A 16,656-nucleotide genomic window follows, 5' to 3' on the forward strand; every position below is an offset into this window, starting at 1 on the left:
TACCTGCCCCTCAAGGAACAATGTGATGTTCGCCAACGACTCTGGATGCAGTTGAAGGCCCGCAACTTGCTCGCGCATATACCTTGAAGACCACCGATATCCGTCGGCTAGCGTCTGCTGCCTCCAGGCGCCGCATGGACAGTCTCTGTCGCCATCCCGATCCTCTGCTGTCGGGCAAAAGACCAAGCTACCTTGGGTCGCAGACTGTCGGAGTGTCCGGCTCGCTGCCTCCGATCACGATCCGCTGGAAATAGCGATCACGATCTCCTGGAATGGTGATGACGATCGTCTGGAACGCACAGAGGGTGGGTTCGACGTCACGTCCGCTCCGTGCCCGCGGAGCGCGATTTTTGTCTCCCCGCATTCTTTCGTTAACCCAGAAATATCCGCAGAGTTGATCTTTTGACGTTCCGCCCGGCGATCCGGGACTGCATGCCGCGGATGTCACCATGGCCGACGGAGGCGACCGGGTTAACCGTGAACCTTGACTCAATATAGGCACTTGGCACGCCGTCGATCCAATCAGCGACAATCAGGGAGCGCTTGCGTCGCGCGTGACATTCTTTGTCGCCGCTTGTTCGCGTTCGGAGTGCGCTGGCAAATCTGTGGCCGAACCGCTGGCTGACTGCTTGCTGCCATCGCGGCTCGCCGAGCGTGAGAATCCCGGGAAGCTGCTGTGCGAAATTGCGCTTGACGAAGTCGCTGTTGTAGATGCAAGACGCGAGCGCGGGCCCTTTTCGCGCACTACGCGTAGGAGTCAGGATCGTTGATGCCGCACTCACCCGCGCGATTCTCAGCCCGGGCTAATCGTGATTCAAACGCGCCGCTATGGCGACGCTAGCCGCGGGGCGCACTTGGCGCGGCTCGTGCCGCCGCTTGCGGCCCCAAGCGTCGCGTGTGATAGATCGTCATCAAACACCAGCGTGTAGCGCATTTCCTCTCCCCCCCACACGCGAACAGCCCCCAAGTACGTTCCCGAGATGTTGTCGGAGACGAAGCGTCCGTCGATATAGAGGCCCAAGCGACCATTCCGTACGGTAAAATCTCCATCGCAATCGATGTAGGACAGCGCGACGCGTGCCTTTAGCGTCTCGTCGTCGTCAGTACGAACGGCCGGTTTGCGCGCCGCGCGCTCCATATTAAGTGCAACAAAGCACACACGTGGCGCATCGTTAGAGTTCGGCAACCACTCCGCGCAGATGCGATGCAGTTCGGAAGTGTCTTGCGGTAGCTTGGCCTCCTCGCCGTACACCGGCCGCGCGACGAGCACGAGCAGAATTGCGATGGTTCGGTTCATTTGCAGTTCCTTCAAAAGTCATCAGAGCGTATCGCGCCCGCAGGCCGGGAAGCGCCGGAGCCCCAAGCAAATTGACTAGTCGATATCGATCTCACGGCCAGTTTCGGCGAACTGCTACGTCTCCATGTCGTACCGGTCACCTACCTTATCTGGTAGGGCTCGCTATTCGATCTCGTTAAGCATGTGTTAACCACGTTTGCACGTGCCCGAGCGAGGGCGCCGCCCCGAAGTGATGGATGTCCCAATCGCTGTTGAACTAGCTAGGTCGGGCCGACGTTGCCAGAATGAACTTACGCCGCACTCGTAACGTGGGCAACGGGGTTGATCGTCATGCGATTGTGGTGAGCTTGGAGAGCCGCACGCAGAACCAACAATTGCTTATGCGCCTTCGATCGTCGGAAGCCCTTGTTGGCCTCGATCATGCCGGCCGCGACCGTTTGACTTGCATGTGACGCGAATGGTGCCCATCATGTTCTCGGCGGTCTTGGTACAGGCGAGCAATCGACGAAGCTCCTTCGGACGACAGTCAGGATTTCATCGAGGCCTTCGAGGAAGCTCGCCGCTACGCCGGGCCATTGCAGGTCCAGTCGATGCGCGAGATTGCGGATCAATTTCTCAGCCTTGTACGCCCGGCGGCGTGCCAGCGGATCTCAATAGCTTCATCAGCCGCTGCGCAGCGCGCGAGTTTCTTTGGGCGCAGGATCAAGACCTCGAGAACGAAGCCATTCTGGTCGACAGCGCGTCAGAGCCAATGTTGTTCGCCCGATCGCGATAACGACTTCGTCCAAATGCCGTTTGTCGCGGCGAGCGGGGGCGCGCTGGCGGATCCGATCGGAGAACGGCTGCCGAATTTCGGTTCCCGCAACGCCACGCCCCGCCAGCATGCGCAAGCTAAGTGAATCCGGAAATACAACCAAACGGCATAGCTGCTCACTTCCGGTGCGAGCGTTCGCGGCGATAAAGAGGGCCCGGGCGGTCGGCATGCCGGTCATCTATCCCTCGGCCGCTCCATTCCGTAACGTGACGGTGGCGACTTAACGAATCTCGGCGAGCGTCCGCTATATGTAGATCTGGGGCTGCCGCCTTGCCGACGCACTCGGCTAAACGTGGGTAATCGAAAGCTTCACCGGACCTCAACTATCAAGCAGGTCTTTCGCCACCTTGAACACTCTCATGCAAGCTATAGAGCCTCGTTACGAGGAGACAACCTGGCAAGGGCTTCAGGTCAATCGCAGGCAAAGCAGTCGATGCGCACGACATTGCGCCGCTGATCATGGGGGTCACTAGAATCCCCAATGGCTTATCCCCGAAGACAAACGCGGGGCCGTGCTTGCCATCGAGGCGGCCTTCTCAGCTTTTACGCTATAGCTATCGCTCGCCAAAAACTGCTGCAGCAAGTGCTGTTTGATCGTTGCAGCCTCCCGCTCTCCCTGTGAGTCTCCGCGATCTCCAGCGCAGAGCGCTGCTTCTGCCCGATGAACGTGGAGCTAGCAAGCACTTCATCAAGGACGTTGCGGAGCATGTGAACCGTAGCAGTGTCGTAGGCCATGTGCGAACATCCATCTCGATGAATCACCAAACAAAAAACATTGCGCTCCACTCCGAGCAGCAGCAATGGGTTGGATCGAATCGCTTAGCACGCTTTGATCGTATATTTATGACGGTTATCACCATGATTGCCGCCATACTACCGCCGGTGACGTTGCCTCAACGCCGCAGCATCAGCGCGACCGACGGGCTATTTCTATCCGCGAGCGCATGACCGTTTTGCCGGCCGGTCCGTCGGGCGGACCTTCCATGGACTGCCTTATTGCATGAGCAGTGCTGATGCACGCCCAAAAAGAAGCCTTCGGAGAGAGGAGATCACTAGGGAGAGGCGACTGACATGGCGCCGTCTCCTCGCGCTCTACCGATTGGTTTCGCGACTTGCCTGGCGAGCACGAGAAGCCTCTTCCTTTGCCACCGCCTCCGGTTCAAATCGTTTGCCGGAGAAGTTTGCTATTCTGTATGGTGCGCTGAGCGTCTTAGGCTTGCAGATCGCGCCAGATTTCCTGTGCCCACTCAGCACCTTCGCCATGCAAAGGTCTAACGTCTCGTCGGCTTCCAGTCCCCGAAAATTCATGAGACCTCATGAATGTCTCTGCACGTTTTGCATCCAAAAAATTCTAACGTCCCGCCGAAGCATTGCCCTGCGAGTTGTTCTCGAAGGTGTACGTTGCAAAATTTGAGATCGCGGATCACGCCACAATCGAGCATGTAGATGAGTCGTCCGCCATCAATCAAATTGCGCGCAAGACTGTCTGGCCCCCACGCGATAATCCCGTGAGCTGCTCTTTTCTCGATCTCAGCAAGCCATCACTTCGAATTATGAGCGACCAGGGGCTCTGGCGCTGGATAAATCTTCGTATATTCCGGGCGATTTCCATGTCAGATCTGTCGACGAAAGCTCGCTTCAACGTGGTCAACTGAGATTCGATTGACGCGACTGCCGATCTTTAGCTTCCGATGATCTCTGCCAGTCGATGAACTAAGGCATAAGTTATACTGGCTCGAACCAGGTTTAGTCTACCTCCTCGTAAAGAGGTCCTGGCCGGTCATTTTGTGAAAGTTCCAGTCCGATCCCACGTAGTACAGCTTCCATCGCGTTGGAATTTTGTCACCAGCCACACGGCCATTCCAGATCGTGATTGTTCTGCAGTTGGGAGCTGTGGGTGACGTCCAATTGACGTAGAAATCTATTTTGTTCGCCGCGACGTTGCCCGCCATAGCGTAAGGCTGTCCCCGGCAAGAAAATCCAGCCGCGTTGTTCACATAGGTTCCCGTGAAATTGCCTGTTGATGCGTCGATCGCCTGTATCGAAAGAATGGAGCCCCTTTGATTCACCCACGTAGAGGGGACTGCTAACTGCGCGTGAGCCGGTAGAGATACAAGGGCGAAGAGGAGCAGCACAAACAAGCGGGTCAAGGTGTTCTCCTGCAAATGCAACTGGCCTTGTTTAGTTATAGATCCGTTTCATGAAGAACACGTGACCAGTACAACACAATGGGAGAGATACACATTTGAGTCCGCCCACCTCCGACAGAACAGGATCGCCTTGGGTACGGCACAGCTGATCAGGCTCGCTATCTGCTGGATTGCGCCGGGCGGTCACCGACTCGTCCCTTGCTCTGCGGCTGAGCTCTGGAGTCGTCGATACGCTTTCCGAGCTTCAACTGCGCGACCAACCACCGCGGTTGCTTGCCTCGACCTGTCCAGGTCTCTGATGGCTGATCGGGATTCTGGTATTTTACCGGCGGATATGACCGACTCGGTGACGCCAACTGCCTCAGGCGCTCGTCTATACGCAGTTTTTCCTGCTGGATCTTTTGCTGCAAGAGTTGAGGGACCTCAACGTGCAACGTCCAGAGCTAGTCAACAGTCATCCGTTCCAGTTCGGCTCGTTTCACGACGTTCCTCCATCACGTCCAAGCTCGGCGACGATTCTAATGTATCACTCGGCGAGCTTTGGTCGCCGTCTGCTCCCGGTGAGCTTCGAATTCCGCTAGGAGCTTTCCGGATCTAGAGTTTCCGCCCGTCTGACCTGCTCTTGCAGCAAAAATAGCTCGGCAAACTGTTCGCCTAGATCGGGCGCGCACTGCTGCAATTTCAGCCGTTGTCTCTTCGTCCGGACGTTCTGCCTCACTTCTAAAACCTGCTCACACGCAACGATAGTATCGTGGCGTTTATACCCGTATAGTCCGTTTAACGAACTGACCAATGGCGGAGCTCAACCATTAAGCTCGGAAGGCGTCTTTACCTTGCCTGCCCCCCACGACGAGGGAGACGGAATGATCACAAATCACCAAGCCTTGTCCGCTGAGAGATTAGTGGCCTGCAGATAAGTCAAGAATTAGCAACCAAGATCGGTTATTCGAATCCGATCTCCAGATCGCTCGATCAAGCCGGCCGTCAGAGGAGGGCGTATCCACTCTTCAAACGTATTCTTCTCATAAAAATCTGGATGTTTGGCTTTGACCCCATNTGCGGACGATTCAGAAAATGCGGATTCATCGCTGGGTGCGGCTGCGAGTTCGGTCAATGCAGAGATCTGGCTGCTATATAGTGCGATAGATTTGCTTACCCGCCCCAAACGAGCGACGGCTAGATGCCTACTAGGACATCAATTTGCTTCTCTGGATCAATTATGCCGAGCTCCGCGTGCAGCTCGGCTCCGACCTTAGCTATCATAGGGCTTCGGTCTGGAAAGCCGGCCAGCTCCCGCAATTCTCGCGGTGACGCGCTCAGCACTTGCCGCGCAGGATCAAACTCCAAGCCGGTTGGCCCCTTAGGTATCGCCGCGTCGTTCGACCAATCCGAACGGGCCGCCTTGCTCGTTCGCATCGCCTTTCATCTCGTCGTATTCATCGATGAAGGCGAGCGCGGCGGGATCGGATTTCAGCGCGGCGGATGATCCGGCATGCGTCGAGACGAGCCGGCACGCCGGCCACTGGCTTTCGCGTTTTCGTCATCCGCTTGCCACGCGCGACTTTCGCGGTCAGCGTCGGCGCCTCGCCGAGCAGCGACATCACGCGTGGCTCAAACTGCTCGGTCAGGAACTGCTTTTTCGGTCCGCCATACAGGATAGGGCCCGGGCGCTGGTCGAGCAGCTGGCCGGCGCAATCGAGCGCCGCGTCGGTCTTGCCGGTCTGCACGCGCAACATGAGGATGACACGGCGCGAGGAGCCGCTGGCTACAACGCGCTCGGGCTCGATGACATAGGGCGCAAGCTTTGGATCACGCGGTCCCGGCACGCCCGCCGTTTGCGAATATATCCTGTTCTCCGCTGCTCATACGTCGGGCGGCATCTGCCGCGATGGCCTCGCTAACAGCGCGAGCCTCTGCCACAGCGCCTCTCCTTTCGGCGACAATATCTGCCACCCGTTCAATGATGGCAAATTAGAGCGATCTCGATTGTATTGCGGAACTGTAAGTCGCGCGTGACGCGCGCCGGCAGGCCGGCGGTCTCCGCGCGAAACAATCCGATCATGGCCTCGACGGTCGCTCGCCTCGTCGACCTCGATCAAGCGACTTTCGCGCACCGCGTTGCGCAACTCGATCTTGCGTGCCCTGGCGTCGCGGACTCGGCTATCGGCCGCCGTCTTTTGCGCGCGCCGGTCGCTGTCATTCCGAAAGCGGATGTAGTCCTGCACGACATCGACCAGAAAAAAACTGGTCGCGCCCGTGCTTCTCAATCCAGCCCTCCTTTGACAGTTGCCGGATGCGCTCGGGGCTCACCAAGAGGAGCCGCGCGGCAAGGGCAGATGTGATCAGTTCGCCAGATCTTCTCTGGCCAGGTTGAACAAATTGCGTCAGTCCGCTCAAAGATGTCGCATGAGCGCGGTCGGTGCTCACCGGATCTTCGGGATCGGATATGCGCTATCCCGGCTATGCTCGCCCGGCAAGAAGCCCTCTGTCCCGGATCCCCGATCAAGGTCGTGCGTCGGATTGATGCGTTGTTCGAGATCGAGCGCTCCCGGGCAAGAGCGCCGAAGGGTGTCTTAAACGCGCCAGACTGCTCAGGCGCGGCGGCCTTCGCCAAATGCATATGGCGGACAAGACCATAAGAGAGCTGCTTCAAGACAACAAACTGAAGACCGCTTCATCAGAGGCCCCTCTGCTTTCACGCTCGGTTACGTCAGCCCCTTGCTGTTACTGGCCGGGGGCTAGACGGGAGCGGAGACCCCCACGTGCCCGGGGGCGGGGTTATAGAGGGTCTTGCCCGAATGAACGGCGGTTGAGGATAGTCGCCGGTCTGGTCACGCGCTTCTGCGAAATGAAAGGAGATCGACGCGCCTGACGGCCGAGGGAAAGCGTGTCGCGCACCGCGAACAATGGAGGCGCCGGGTCGCTGTGCACGAGGCTAACGTTGTGCGGATGCTGACGCTGAACCCCTCAGTGCTTTTGCGATCTCGGTCGCTTGCACGTGCAGACGACCATTGTTCAGCGCTGCAAGCACAAACCGATTTATATCCTCAGCCCTAATCGAGCTGGGTCGATCGGCTTCTACGATCTGCCGTGTCGTGGCCAAAGCCTCTGCGAGTTCACCATCAATTCGGGCGAGGGTTGCTGAGAGGCCCGAGTCTTGATTGCGATCGTTTCGGTTTTCGGCGGAGCCATCGCACGATTTCATTGTACAGTCGTGCAAACGCGCTGCTCGACGGCGACAGACTGATGCACGCCACGGCGGCTTCGCGACTCGAAGGCCGCGACAGGTAAGTTCGTTCGGCCCCAGCATGGCGACGCAGGCGACGAGCTGCGATGGGTGAATGCCGATCCGATGGGCGATCCCCGATACACTCCCGCCGGGCTCCAGCGCCTCTGCCACGACTTGTGCCTTGAACTCATCCGACCAGCGTCGGCGAAGTTGTCGCGGGGCTCCCTCAAGACGCTCTGCGATCGCTTCGATCATATGGAAGGTTCTAGTTTCAGAACTAGGCGCAGACATAGAAGCTCACATCGGCTCACACACTCCGCAGCCGATAGCCGATCGCTCATCCGCTCCGCCAGATGGGATCTCTTTGCGCTTACCTTTGTCATAGGACTACTCCTAGTGCTTGCAATAGGAGTTGCAGCCAGCAGACCCTCTGAGCAAGGCGGCCCTCGCCGTAGTACAGCGCAAGTAGCTAGATCTCGTCGGGTCGAGAGTTCCGACAAAGGCATAAAATTCGGCAATACTAGTGACCGTGAACGATTGCGCGCGCCCTCAGGACATCTATGACGGCCTCCGCAAGTTGCTCGGGCGTCTGATCCATGGTCCTGAGATGAAATTCGGGTCTCATCGGTATTTCGTAGGGTGCATCGATACCCGTGAAGTTCCTGATCTTGCCAGACTTCGCCTTCGAATAGAGACCCTTGGGATCGCGCCGCACGCATTCTTCAAGCGGCGTGTCGACAAAGATTTCGATGAACTCCTCCCTAGCAACCAGGTTGCGCACCATGTCTCGCTCCGCTCTGTAGGGCGAAATGAACGAGCAAATCACGATCAGGCCACCGTCGGCCATCAACTTTGCGACTTCGCCGACACGTCGAATATTCTCGACACGATCGGCCTCGGAGATACCGAGGTCTCGGTTCAACCCGTGCCGCACGTTGTCGCCATCCAGCAGCATGGTGTGACACGACATTGCAAACAGCTTTTGATCGACGATGTTGGCGATTGTCGACTTGCCGGCACCGGACAGGCCGGTGAACCAGATGATGCAAGGCTTTTGATTCTTCAGGGCGGCCCGCTCGCTCTTTCCCACTGAAAGAGGTTGCCGAACAATATTGGTAGCCCGCCGCAGCGGGAACGCAATCATGCCGGCGCCAACGGTGCGATTGGTAAAGCGGTCAATGACAATGAACGATCCGGTCTTGCGATTGACCTCGTACGGATCGAAGGCCACGGGCAGTGCTGTCGCGACATTGCAGAAGCCGATCTCGTTGAGGCCAAGCTTTCTGGCTGCCAGGTGCTCACGTGTGTCGACGTCGATGCGATGCTTGATCGCGGTAATGCTACCGGCGACTCCGGTCCGAGTTCCAATGCGAAGGATGTAATTGCGTCCAGCAACGAGCGGATCGTTGTCCATCCAGATCAGATGGGCCGCGAACTGGTCGGTGACCTCAGGCCGCTCGTTTGGACGCGCCAGAAGATCGCCACGGCTGATGTCGATCTCGTCTTCGAGGGTAATGGTCACGGCATCGCCAGCGTCGGCGCGGGCAAGATTGCCGTCTTGGGTCACGATTCGCTTGACGCGCGTGGTCCGTCCAGACGCTGCGACAACAATCTCATCTCCCGCCGAGATGCTTCCGGAGGCGACTGAGCCGGCATAACCGCGGAAGTCCAGATTGGGCCGATTCACCCACTGAACCGGAAAGCGGAAAACCTGGCTCGCGACGTCGGATTGAATATCGATGCTCTCCAAATAGTCGAGCAGGCACGGCCCTTGGTACCACTTGGTTTTATCGGACTGGTTGATGACGTTGTCGCCGTACCGGGCGGAGATCGGGATCGGAACGACCGAGGTGAAGCCAAGACCGGCAGCAAAGGCCATATATTCGCCTACGATCCGATCAAATCTCTCCTTGTTGTACTTGACCAGGTCGATCTTGTTCACTGCCAGCACCACATGGCGGATACCTAGCAGCGAGCAGATAAAGGAGTGACGCTTGGTCTGGACCAACACGCCCTTGCGGGCATCGATCAGGATGATGGCGAGCTGGGCGTTCGAGGCGCCAGTTGCCATGTTGCGGGTGTACTGCTCGTGGCCGGGCGTGTCTGCCACCATGAACGATCGGCGCAGGATGGTAAAAAAGCGATAGGCCACATCGATCGTGATGCCTTGTTCCCGTTCAGCTTCAAGCCCGTCAACTAGCAGAGCAAAATCAACATCATTGCCGGTGGTGCCGTGCTTAGCGCTGTCGCGTGCCAGCGCCGCGAGCTGATCCTCGTAAATCACTTTGCTATCATGCAACAGCCGTCCGATCAGCGTCGACTTTCCGTCGTCTACCGAACCACAGGTGATGAATTGCAGCTGGTCCTTGCCGGCCTGGACACGGTCGATTGTTGCCTTGGAAGGCATTAAAAGTAACCTTCCCACTTCTTCTTCTCCATCGAAGCGGCTTCATCGGTATCGATCAAGCGCCCCTGGCGCTCAGATACGGTCGCAGTGTGCATTTCCGCGACAATGTCCTCAATTGTGGTCGCGTCGGAATCGATGGCCCCGCTCAGCGGATAGCATCCCAGCGTGCGAAAGCGGATCATGCGCATCTCCGGCGTCTCGTTGGATTGAAGACGCAATCGTTTGTCATCGACCATGATCGTTGCGCCTCTTCGCCGCACCACGGGTCTTTGCTTTGCGAAGTAGAGCGGGACGACCGGGATCTTCTCGAGCATGATATATTCCCAGATGTCGAGCTCGGTCCAGTTCGACATTGCGAATACACGCATGGTTTCGCCCTGGAGAAGTTGGGTGTTGAAGAGGTTCCAGAGCTCCGGCCGCTGGTTGCGGGGATCCCACACGTGCCCGGCTGAACGGAAGGAGAAGATCCGTTCTTTCGCGCGGCTCTTTTCCTCGTCACGTCGCGCTCCACCAAACGCAGCATCGAACTGATAGAGATCGAGCGCCTGCTTCAGGGCATCGGTTTTCATCACCCGAGTATGAAGAGCTGAGCCGGAATCGATCGGGTTAATCCCGCGCTCAAGGCCCTCTTTGTTCACATGGACGATGAGTTCGACGCCTAGCCGCTTGGCCGTCTCATCCCGGAAAGTGATCATCTCGCGGAATTTCCAGGTCGTATCGACGTGAAGGAGGGGAAACGGCAACTTCGCGGGATAGAACGCCTTGATTGCGACGTGCAGCATGACACTCGAGTCTTTACCGATCGAGTAGAGCATAACCGGATTCTTGAACCCGGCGATTACCTCACGCATGATTTCGATCGACTCAGCCTCGAGGCGACGCAAATGTTTCGGCAGCATATGGTTCTTCTTTGATACAGAATCGTTGTTCGTTAGATGCCGTTTGGCGCAGCGCTTCCGCTTGGGGTCCGATAATCCTGCCGCAGCAGCAAGCAGGACCGCACGACCGGAAGCCGCTTTGCTGCATATCGGTGCTAGTCAGGGGTAGGCATCGGCCTCGCTTTCAATCAAACGGAACTCGAGCGACCATCCGGACCGTTTCAATTCTTGCACCGCGTCTCCGTCCATCCCCGCTTTGGTGTTACGACTGGGAGCTGGCACCATAGACCGATCCAGCCGAGGGCATTCCCTCCTCAACAAGACCAATAATGACGGTGTGCTCGAGTTCTCGAGCTCCCGGGATCGGCCGCTTTCGCTTGCTCGCAAAGCTAGGGCCAAGTCGAGGATTGGCTCAACTGTACGAAGATAAACGGGCCGGCATAAAAAGGTTGGTAAAACCATACGGAGGTTTATTGGTAGTAAATGCCTACGCGACGTGAGCGACACTTGTCGCCCCGCGCCCGCGATGCTGCTTGCGTAGAGCATCGAACAAGCTGGCCCCATACGCCTTGGTTGGTGCTCGGCTTACAAATGAGAACCACCTCTTAGAGCGACGACAAAGCTTGATAGCCATCCTGATATGCCTGAGTTCTCTAAGGGCGTGTTCTCCTCTGCGGACTGAGATGTTCGAGCGCAAACGTGGCGGCGCTGCCTTGTTTCTTTCCAGCCGGATGAGATGCTGCGCTCGGTTGCCTAGCGCTAGAAGGGCCTGCGGAGATGGTTCCGGAATCTGGCGACGCGGAACAGCATTTGGCCCCCCCAAACGCGACATTCTGTTCTCTCCCGATCGCGGCGGTGGAGTTTTCTTGTTTGGTCGCGCAGGCGATAGCCGTCGCGAACGGTCCGGACCATATGGAGGCGATGGAGCAGGTGATCGAGCGTTGCAGCCGTCGTGCCGATCGTCCGCGGAGGCGTCCTGCCGCGCCTAAATTCAACTGGCTAGTCAGGATTATAGATGGTCGCAGGCTTGTTGCTGTGTTGGAAGAACAAGTTGGTGTTTGTCGACGGAGCGGCGCAACCGCAAGCGTCGAGGACGACGAGGCTTTTGGTGGTTGTCACTGCACGATCGTGCGACCTCCTGTGAGGAGCCAAAGACGCCGAGTTTGGTCATTTCAAAGAAGTTGGAAGCTGCGGTCATATTCCGTCTCGTTGACAACGCAGCGGCGATATACCGCCATTGCGCGATGTCTGGATAGCAGTGCCAGCTCTCATCCATCCACTGGAGCAGATCGATTTGTAAAGTCAATGCGATCCTTACTATTGGATGTGGTAGGGGAGGCTGCCTGCACTTTGAGATACTCTGTTCGCACCGACCCGCGCAACCCAAAATGTCACGGCAGCTCGAACCATGAATCGCGACCAGATCCGTATATCTCAAGAGACAACAATCTGGTCATGAAAGCGCGATTGGCGGACTTGAGAGCCGAGGATGTGTGTCAGATCTCGCTGAGCAATCTGGATGTAAGCGAAGCCAAGCGCTTTCAGGATGATAGCATATGGGGCTACTTCGAGCGGTTGCGAATGGAAGATCCCGTTCACTACTGTCAAGCCAGCCCTTATGGTCCATATTGGTCCGTAACGAAATACCGAGATATCGTAGCGGTAGATACAAATCACAAAGCGTTCTCGTCGGAGCAGGGTGTCGCTATTGTCGACGTGCCTGAAAAGCACTGGACTCAGAGTTTCATCAAGATGGCTCCTCCCAAACATGGCGAGCAGCGCCATACTGTAAGCCCGATCGTCGCGCCGGAAAACCTGATTAAGCTCGAAAGCTTGATCCGCCGACGGGTCAAGACGATTCTGGGCAGCCTGCCGCGCAATCATGACTTCAATTGGGTCGACATGGTCTCCATCGAGTTGACAACGCAGATGCTGGCCACGCTATTCGACTTTCCATTCGAGGATCGGCGGCTCTTGACCTATTGGTCAGACGTAGCTGTTGCAATCCCGAAAACGGGCCACGCGATCGACAGCTGGGATAAGCGAAGCACGATCTTGTCCGAGTGCCTGGAGTATTTCACGCAGCTTTGGAACGAGCGCATCAATGCCGAGCCGCGCATGGACCTGATTTCCATGATGGTGCACTCGCCTGCAACTCGACACATGGAGCCGAGCGAGTTTCTCGGGAATCTGATTCTGCTGATCGTCGGGGGAAATGACACCACGCGTAATTCGATTACCGGGGGCCTCCTGTTCATGAACCAGCACCCCTCCGAGCTGCGAAAACTACGCGATAATCCCGAGCTGGTATCGAGCGCGGTGTCCGAAATTATTCGGTATCAGACTCCCATCGCACATATGCGCCGCAACGCCGCGACCGATATGGTCGTAGGTGGGAAACAAATCAGGAAGGGCGACAAGGTCGTCATGTGGTACATCTCTGGTAACCGCGACGAAGAGGCCATAGAGAACGCCGACAGATTTCTGATCGACCGCAAGAACGTCCGGCAGCATCTCTCGTTCGGATTCGGCATCCATCGCTGCCTTGGTCGACATCTTGCCGAACTGCAGCTGAAAATCCTCTGGGAAGAAGTCTTGAACGCGCGGCTCGAAGTCGAGGTTGTCGGCGAACCCGATCGAATTGCATCTAACTTTGTGCACGGTTATTCCGCTCTTCCTGTGCGGATTAAAGCTTAGGCTGTGATGCGCTTGGGCCGTCAGGCCATGAAGATGAGGTTTGCGCCCGACCTGAATGAGCGGATAGCTTTCGTCGAAAATGAGAGCTTGGTCCTCGCGCCGCTATGCAGAACTCATTTTCATTGAAAAAGCAATGCTCGTAGATCGATCGTTTGCATCTCCGCGACCGAGAGACGATAGGTTCTGTTGTCGCGTGGGGAAGGCCGAATTGCTTCCTGGATGTTAGCTTCGGTTTCTAACCGGCGACCTACGAACAACTTTGACAAGCCACGCCTTCTCCGATCGCCAATGCTGCACGGTTTTTGAACGATTGTACGATAGCCAAGCACACGTGTGCCCATGCGTGCCGGGCGACCTCGATAGGACTTCGATAGAACGCATCTCGGCCGGGGCAAGACGCGCGCCGACGTCCAAAGTCCCGAGCTATCGTCCCCACTGCAATCGGATTGGCAATCTTTGGCAGCATTATCGCCGCGACGGAGTGTGGGGCCCATCCTCGTCGGGTGTCCGATAAAGGGCAATATCAGCAAGAGCACGGGCGAGCGCATCTATCACTCATCGGGGCAGGAGTATTACACTCAAACTCGGATTATCTGGCTCTCAGGCGAACGATGGTTTTGCTCGGAGGCAGATGCGCGGCCCGAAGCTGACAGCATTTGGCGTCTGAAACGGTCCGCAGCGGCGCTTTGCAGCAGTGTTATCGTCTACGGTGTCGCTTAGGCCGCTCGGCGATGCCGTCTTGCTCGGCAAGGAACGCCAAGCTCGCATGGAAGATGAAAGTTGCCACCAGCGGCTTCAGTTGGATGTGTGGAGGATTGGCCAGATGCGTCAGAGCGCGCCCAATCAACTACCAAATTCAGCAATTGATGGAACTGGCGGACACATGGCAACAGGATCAAGGACCCCGTGCGGCGACCGAATCAGGGAGGNTTGGATGCAACATATTAAAAGCTTTAATGCAATGCCTTTTCAGGATTGCGCGNTCATTGCCAGGGATGGAGTGAAGTTTGGTCAAAGTAAGAGCGACGACAAAGTCGCGGGTTGGAAAGCCCACGCTTTCCGCTCCTGACGATGATCCCTATCTGTGGTTGGAACAGATCGAAGGCGCGCGGGCGCTGAAATTTGTCGAGCGGCAGAATAGCAATACTCTGCAGGTGTTAGGCGGCGCCGCATTCGAGCGGGATCGCGATGCGCTGACCTCGATTTATGACCGACCGGACAATATCCCCTATGTCAGCCGGTGCGGCGACTATCTCTACAATCTCTGGAAGGATGCCAATAATCCACGCGGCCTTTGGCGACGAACTACTCTGGAAGAATTTCGTACGCCGAAGCCGTCGTGGGAAGTTCTGCTCGACATCGATCAGCTCGCTAACAGCGAAGGCCAAGACTGGCTTCTGAACGGGACGGCCTCACTGGCCGGGGATCATAGACGGACGATTTTGAGTCTGTCGCGCGGCGGCAGCGATGCCGTCACCTTGCGTGAGTTCGATACAGACGCGAAGGCGTTTGTCAGTGATGGCTTCGTCTTGCCGGAAGCCAAGGGAGCGGTCGAATGGCTCGATCCCGATACGCTGGTGCTGTCGAGCTCGCATGGGCAGCGCATGGCGACGACCTCCGGCTATGCGCGCACGGTGAGGCTGTGGCGGCGCGGTACGAAGGCGGATCAAGCGCCAGCGATCTTTAAAATCGCAGCCGATCATGTCGGAGTCGGTTGCAATGTCGACCACACCGTTGCGCCGCCGAGAATGTGGTTCGTCGATGGGGTGGACGCCTTCAATTTTGCCATCTGGCTCGGTGACGAATCCGGTCCCAAGACCAAAATCAATCTGCCAAGCAACATCTGGATGCTCCCCCATCGCGATTGGCTTGCCATCAAGCCGCGCGAGTCCTGGTCTGTGGCGGGGCGGACCTATGTCGCCGATACGGTGCTCGTCATCTCGTTGGCGGCATTCCTTGAAGGCAACCGTCAGTTCGAGGTTCTTTTCGAACCAGGCCCCCGCCGCGCTCTGCAGGGTTTCTTTTGGAGTGCCGGCAAGCTTGTGCTTTCCATTCTCAACGAGCTGCGGCCGTTCTTCGAGATCTGCACGCCATCCGACAAGGGCTGGAGCCGCGCGCAGCTGCGCGACCTTCCCAACAGCGGGGTCGTCGACCTCCGGCCCCTTGATTGCGATCCATCCGAAGACAATGGCGACCTGCTCGCCGGGAGCCAGGATCCGCTCACGCCAGCTTCGCTTATGCTGATCGAGAATAACGTCGGCAGTCCGATCGTGCTCAAGCAGGCGCCCAAGACCTTTACCGCGGATGGGCTGGTGGTCACCCAACACGAAGCCATTTCGATTGATGGAGAGCGCATCCCCTATGTACAGACCGGTCCGGCCGACGAGACGGGCGATGCGCCCGTCTATATGAGCGGCTACGGCGGCTTTGGGATCTCCGTGAGGCCGTACTACAATTCAGCGCTTGGCAAGCTTTGGCTCGAGCGCGGCGGCACCACGGTGCAGGCGAATTTACGCGGCGGCGGCGAGTTCGGTACGCGCTGGCACGATGCCGGCCGGCTCGGTGGTAAGAAATTGTCGCACGACGACTTCGCTGCCGTTGCCGCCGATCTCGTGCGTCGTGGGGTGACGGTGCCGAAGCGGATCGCAGCCCAGGGAGGATCGAACGGCGGCATCCTCATCACCAATATGCTGACGCGCTATCCGGAACGCTTCGGCGCGCTGTTCTGCACGATCCCGCTGATCGACATGCGCCGCTACACCAAGCTTCTGGCAGGAGCAAGCTGGATTGCAGAATATGGGGACCCTGACAAGCTCGACGACTGGGAGTGGCTCAAGACCTATTCCGCGTATCATGCCGCCAAGCGCGGCCAAAAATACCCGCCGATCCTGATTGCCACTACGCGGCGGGACGATCGTGTTCATCCCGGACACGCGCGAAAAATGGCCGCGAAACTCCAGGCGATGGGCTACGAGGCCTATTTCTACGAGCCGGCGGCTGGCGGCCATGGTTACGGCCGGGACAACAGGGAGCGCGCCGGCTTCGAGGTGCTGGGCTTTCGATTCCTGAAGTGCAAGATCGGCTGGCTTGACGGCGAGGCTTAGGCCGGCGTTTGTTATCCGACAACCTCCGGCGCGATTGTTGCATAACATTTCAGCGGTAGGCGATTGGAAAGAAGCTCAGC

At 57.5% G+C, this 16,656-nt stretch carries 12 protein-coding genes and 2 pseudogenes; 3 read left to right on the plus strand and 11 right to left on the minus strand.

Features of this window, described 5'->3' with window-relative positions; all coding sequences use genetic code 11:
- Positions 1–826: 826 nt before the first annotated feature.
- The 11 genes and pseudogenes from CQ14_RS32995 to cysD all read right to left on the minus strand — a co-directional run bounded on the left by CQ14_RS32995 (position 827) and on the right by cysD (position 10,925).
- Entirely contained in the window at positions 827–1,297 is a 471-nt protein-coding gene (locus CQ14_RS32995; RefSeq protein WP_057861951.1) for a hypothetical protein, read from the minus strand.
- A 290-nt stretch (positions 1,298–1,587) separates the two neighbouring features.
- Positions 1,588–1,926: pseudogene (locus CQ14_RS42855) on the minus strand (IS256 family transposase); the annotation flags it as partial.
- Positions 1,922–2,280, minus strand: a pseudogene (locus tag CQ14_RS42860) (DDE-type integrase/transposase/recombinase); the annotation flags it as partial. The pseudogenes CQ14_RS42855 and CQ14_RS42860, both read right to left, overlap by 5 nt.
- 1,582 nt (positions 2,281–3,862) lie before the next feature.
- Entirely contained in the window at positions 3,863–4,246 is a 384-nt protein-coding gene (locus CQ14_RS48435; protein ID WP_430650237.1) for an avidin/streptavidin family protein, read from the minus strand.
- 173 nt (positions 4,247–4,419) lie between these two features.
- On the minus strand, positions 4,420–4,695 hold the full coding sequence (locus CQ14_RS42865; RefSeq protein WP_347337173.1) for an H-NS histone family protein: 276 nt from the start codon (positions 4,693–4,695) through the stop codon (positions 4,420–4,422).
- A gap of 926 nt (positions 4,696–5,621) precedes the next feature.
- A complete protein-coding gene (locus CQ14_RS47730; protein ID WP_283807303.1) occupies positions 5,622–5,735 on the minus strand; it encodes a phage terminase large subunit family protein in 114 nt (37 codons plus the stop codon).
- Positions 5,698–6,087, minus strand: a complete 390-nt coding sequence (locus CQ14_RS33020) for a phage terminase large subunit family protein (RefSeq protein WP_057861956.1) — start codon at positions 6,085–6,087, stop codon at positions 5,698–5,700. Before CQ14_RS33020 ends, CQ14_RS47730 begins: the two co-directional genes overlap by 38 nt.
- A 36-nt stretch (positions 6,088–6,123) precedes the next feature.
- A complete protein-coding gene (locus tag CQ14_RS44960; protein ID WP_199805674.1) occupies positions 6,124–6,486 on the minus strand; it encodes a hypothetical protein in 363 nt (120 codons plus the stop codon).
- Positions 6,487–7,196: 710 nt separating this feature from the next.
- Entirely contained in the window at positions 7,197–7,781 is a 585-nt protein-coding gene (locus CQ14_RS47190; RefSeq protein ID WP_347337174.1) for a transposase, read from the minus strand.
- Positions 7,782–8,010: 229 nt separating this feature from the next.
- Positions 8,011–9,897 carry a sulfate adenylyltransferase subunit CysN gene (gene cysN, locus CQ14_RS33030; protein ID WP_057861958.1) on the minus strand — a complete coding sequence of 629 codons (1,887 nt, stop codon included), beginning with the start codon at positions 9,895–9,897 and terminating at the stop codon, positions 8,011–8,013.
- Positions 9,897–10,925, minus strand: a complete 1,029-nt coding sequence (gene cysD / locus CQ14_RS33035; protein ID WP_347337176.1) for a sulfate adenylyltransferase subunit CysD — start codon at positions 10,923–10,925, stop codon at positions 9,897–9,899. Before cysD ends, cysN begins: the two co-directional genes overlap by 1 nt.
- A gap of 1,305 nt (positions 10,926–12,230) precedes the next feature.
- Between cysD and CQ14_RS33040 the strand changes: the two genes are divergently transcribed.
- From CQ14_RS33040 to CQ14_RS33045, 3 genes are all read left to right on the plus strand, one after another.
- Complete coding sequence (locus tag CQ14_RS33040) at positions 12,231–13,472, plus strand: cytochrome P450 (protein ID WP_057861960.1); 1,242 nt, start codon at positions 12,231–12,233, stop codon at positions 13,470–13,472.
- A 483-nt stretch (positions 13,473–13,955) separates the two neighbouring features.
- On the plus strand, positions 13,956–14,192 hold the full coding sequence (locus tag CQ14_RS48590; protein WP_488230451.1) for a sunset domain-containing protein: 237 nt from the start codon (positions 13,956–13,958) through the stop codon (positions 14,190–14,192).
- Positions 14,193–14,479: 287 nt separating this feature from the next.
- Positions 14,480–16,576: a prolyl oligopeptidase family serine peptidase gene (locus tag CQ14_RS33045; RefSeq protein WP_057861961.1), complete on the plus strand. Its 2,097-nt coding sequence runs from the start codon at positions 14,480–14,482 to the stop codon at positions 16,574–16,576.
- The last annotated feature ends 80 nt before the right edge of the window (positions 16,577–16,656 follow it).

Origin of the sequence: Bradyrhizobium lablabi (assembly GCF_001440475.1) — a bacterium.
Lineage (GTDB): Bacteria > Pseudomonadota > Alphaproteobacteria > Rhizobiales > Xanthobacteraceae > Bradyrhizobium > Bradyrhizobium lablabi.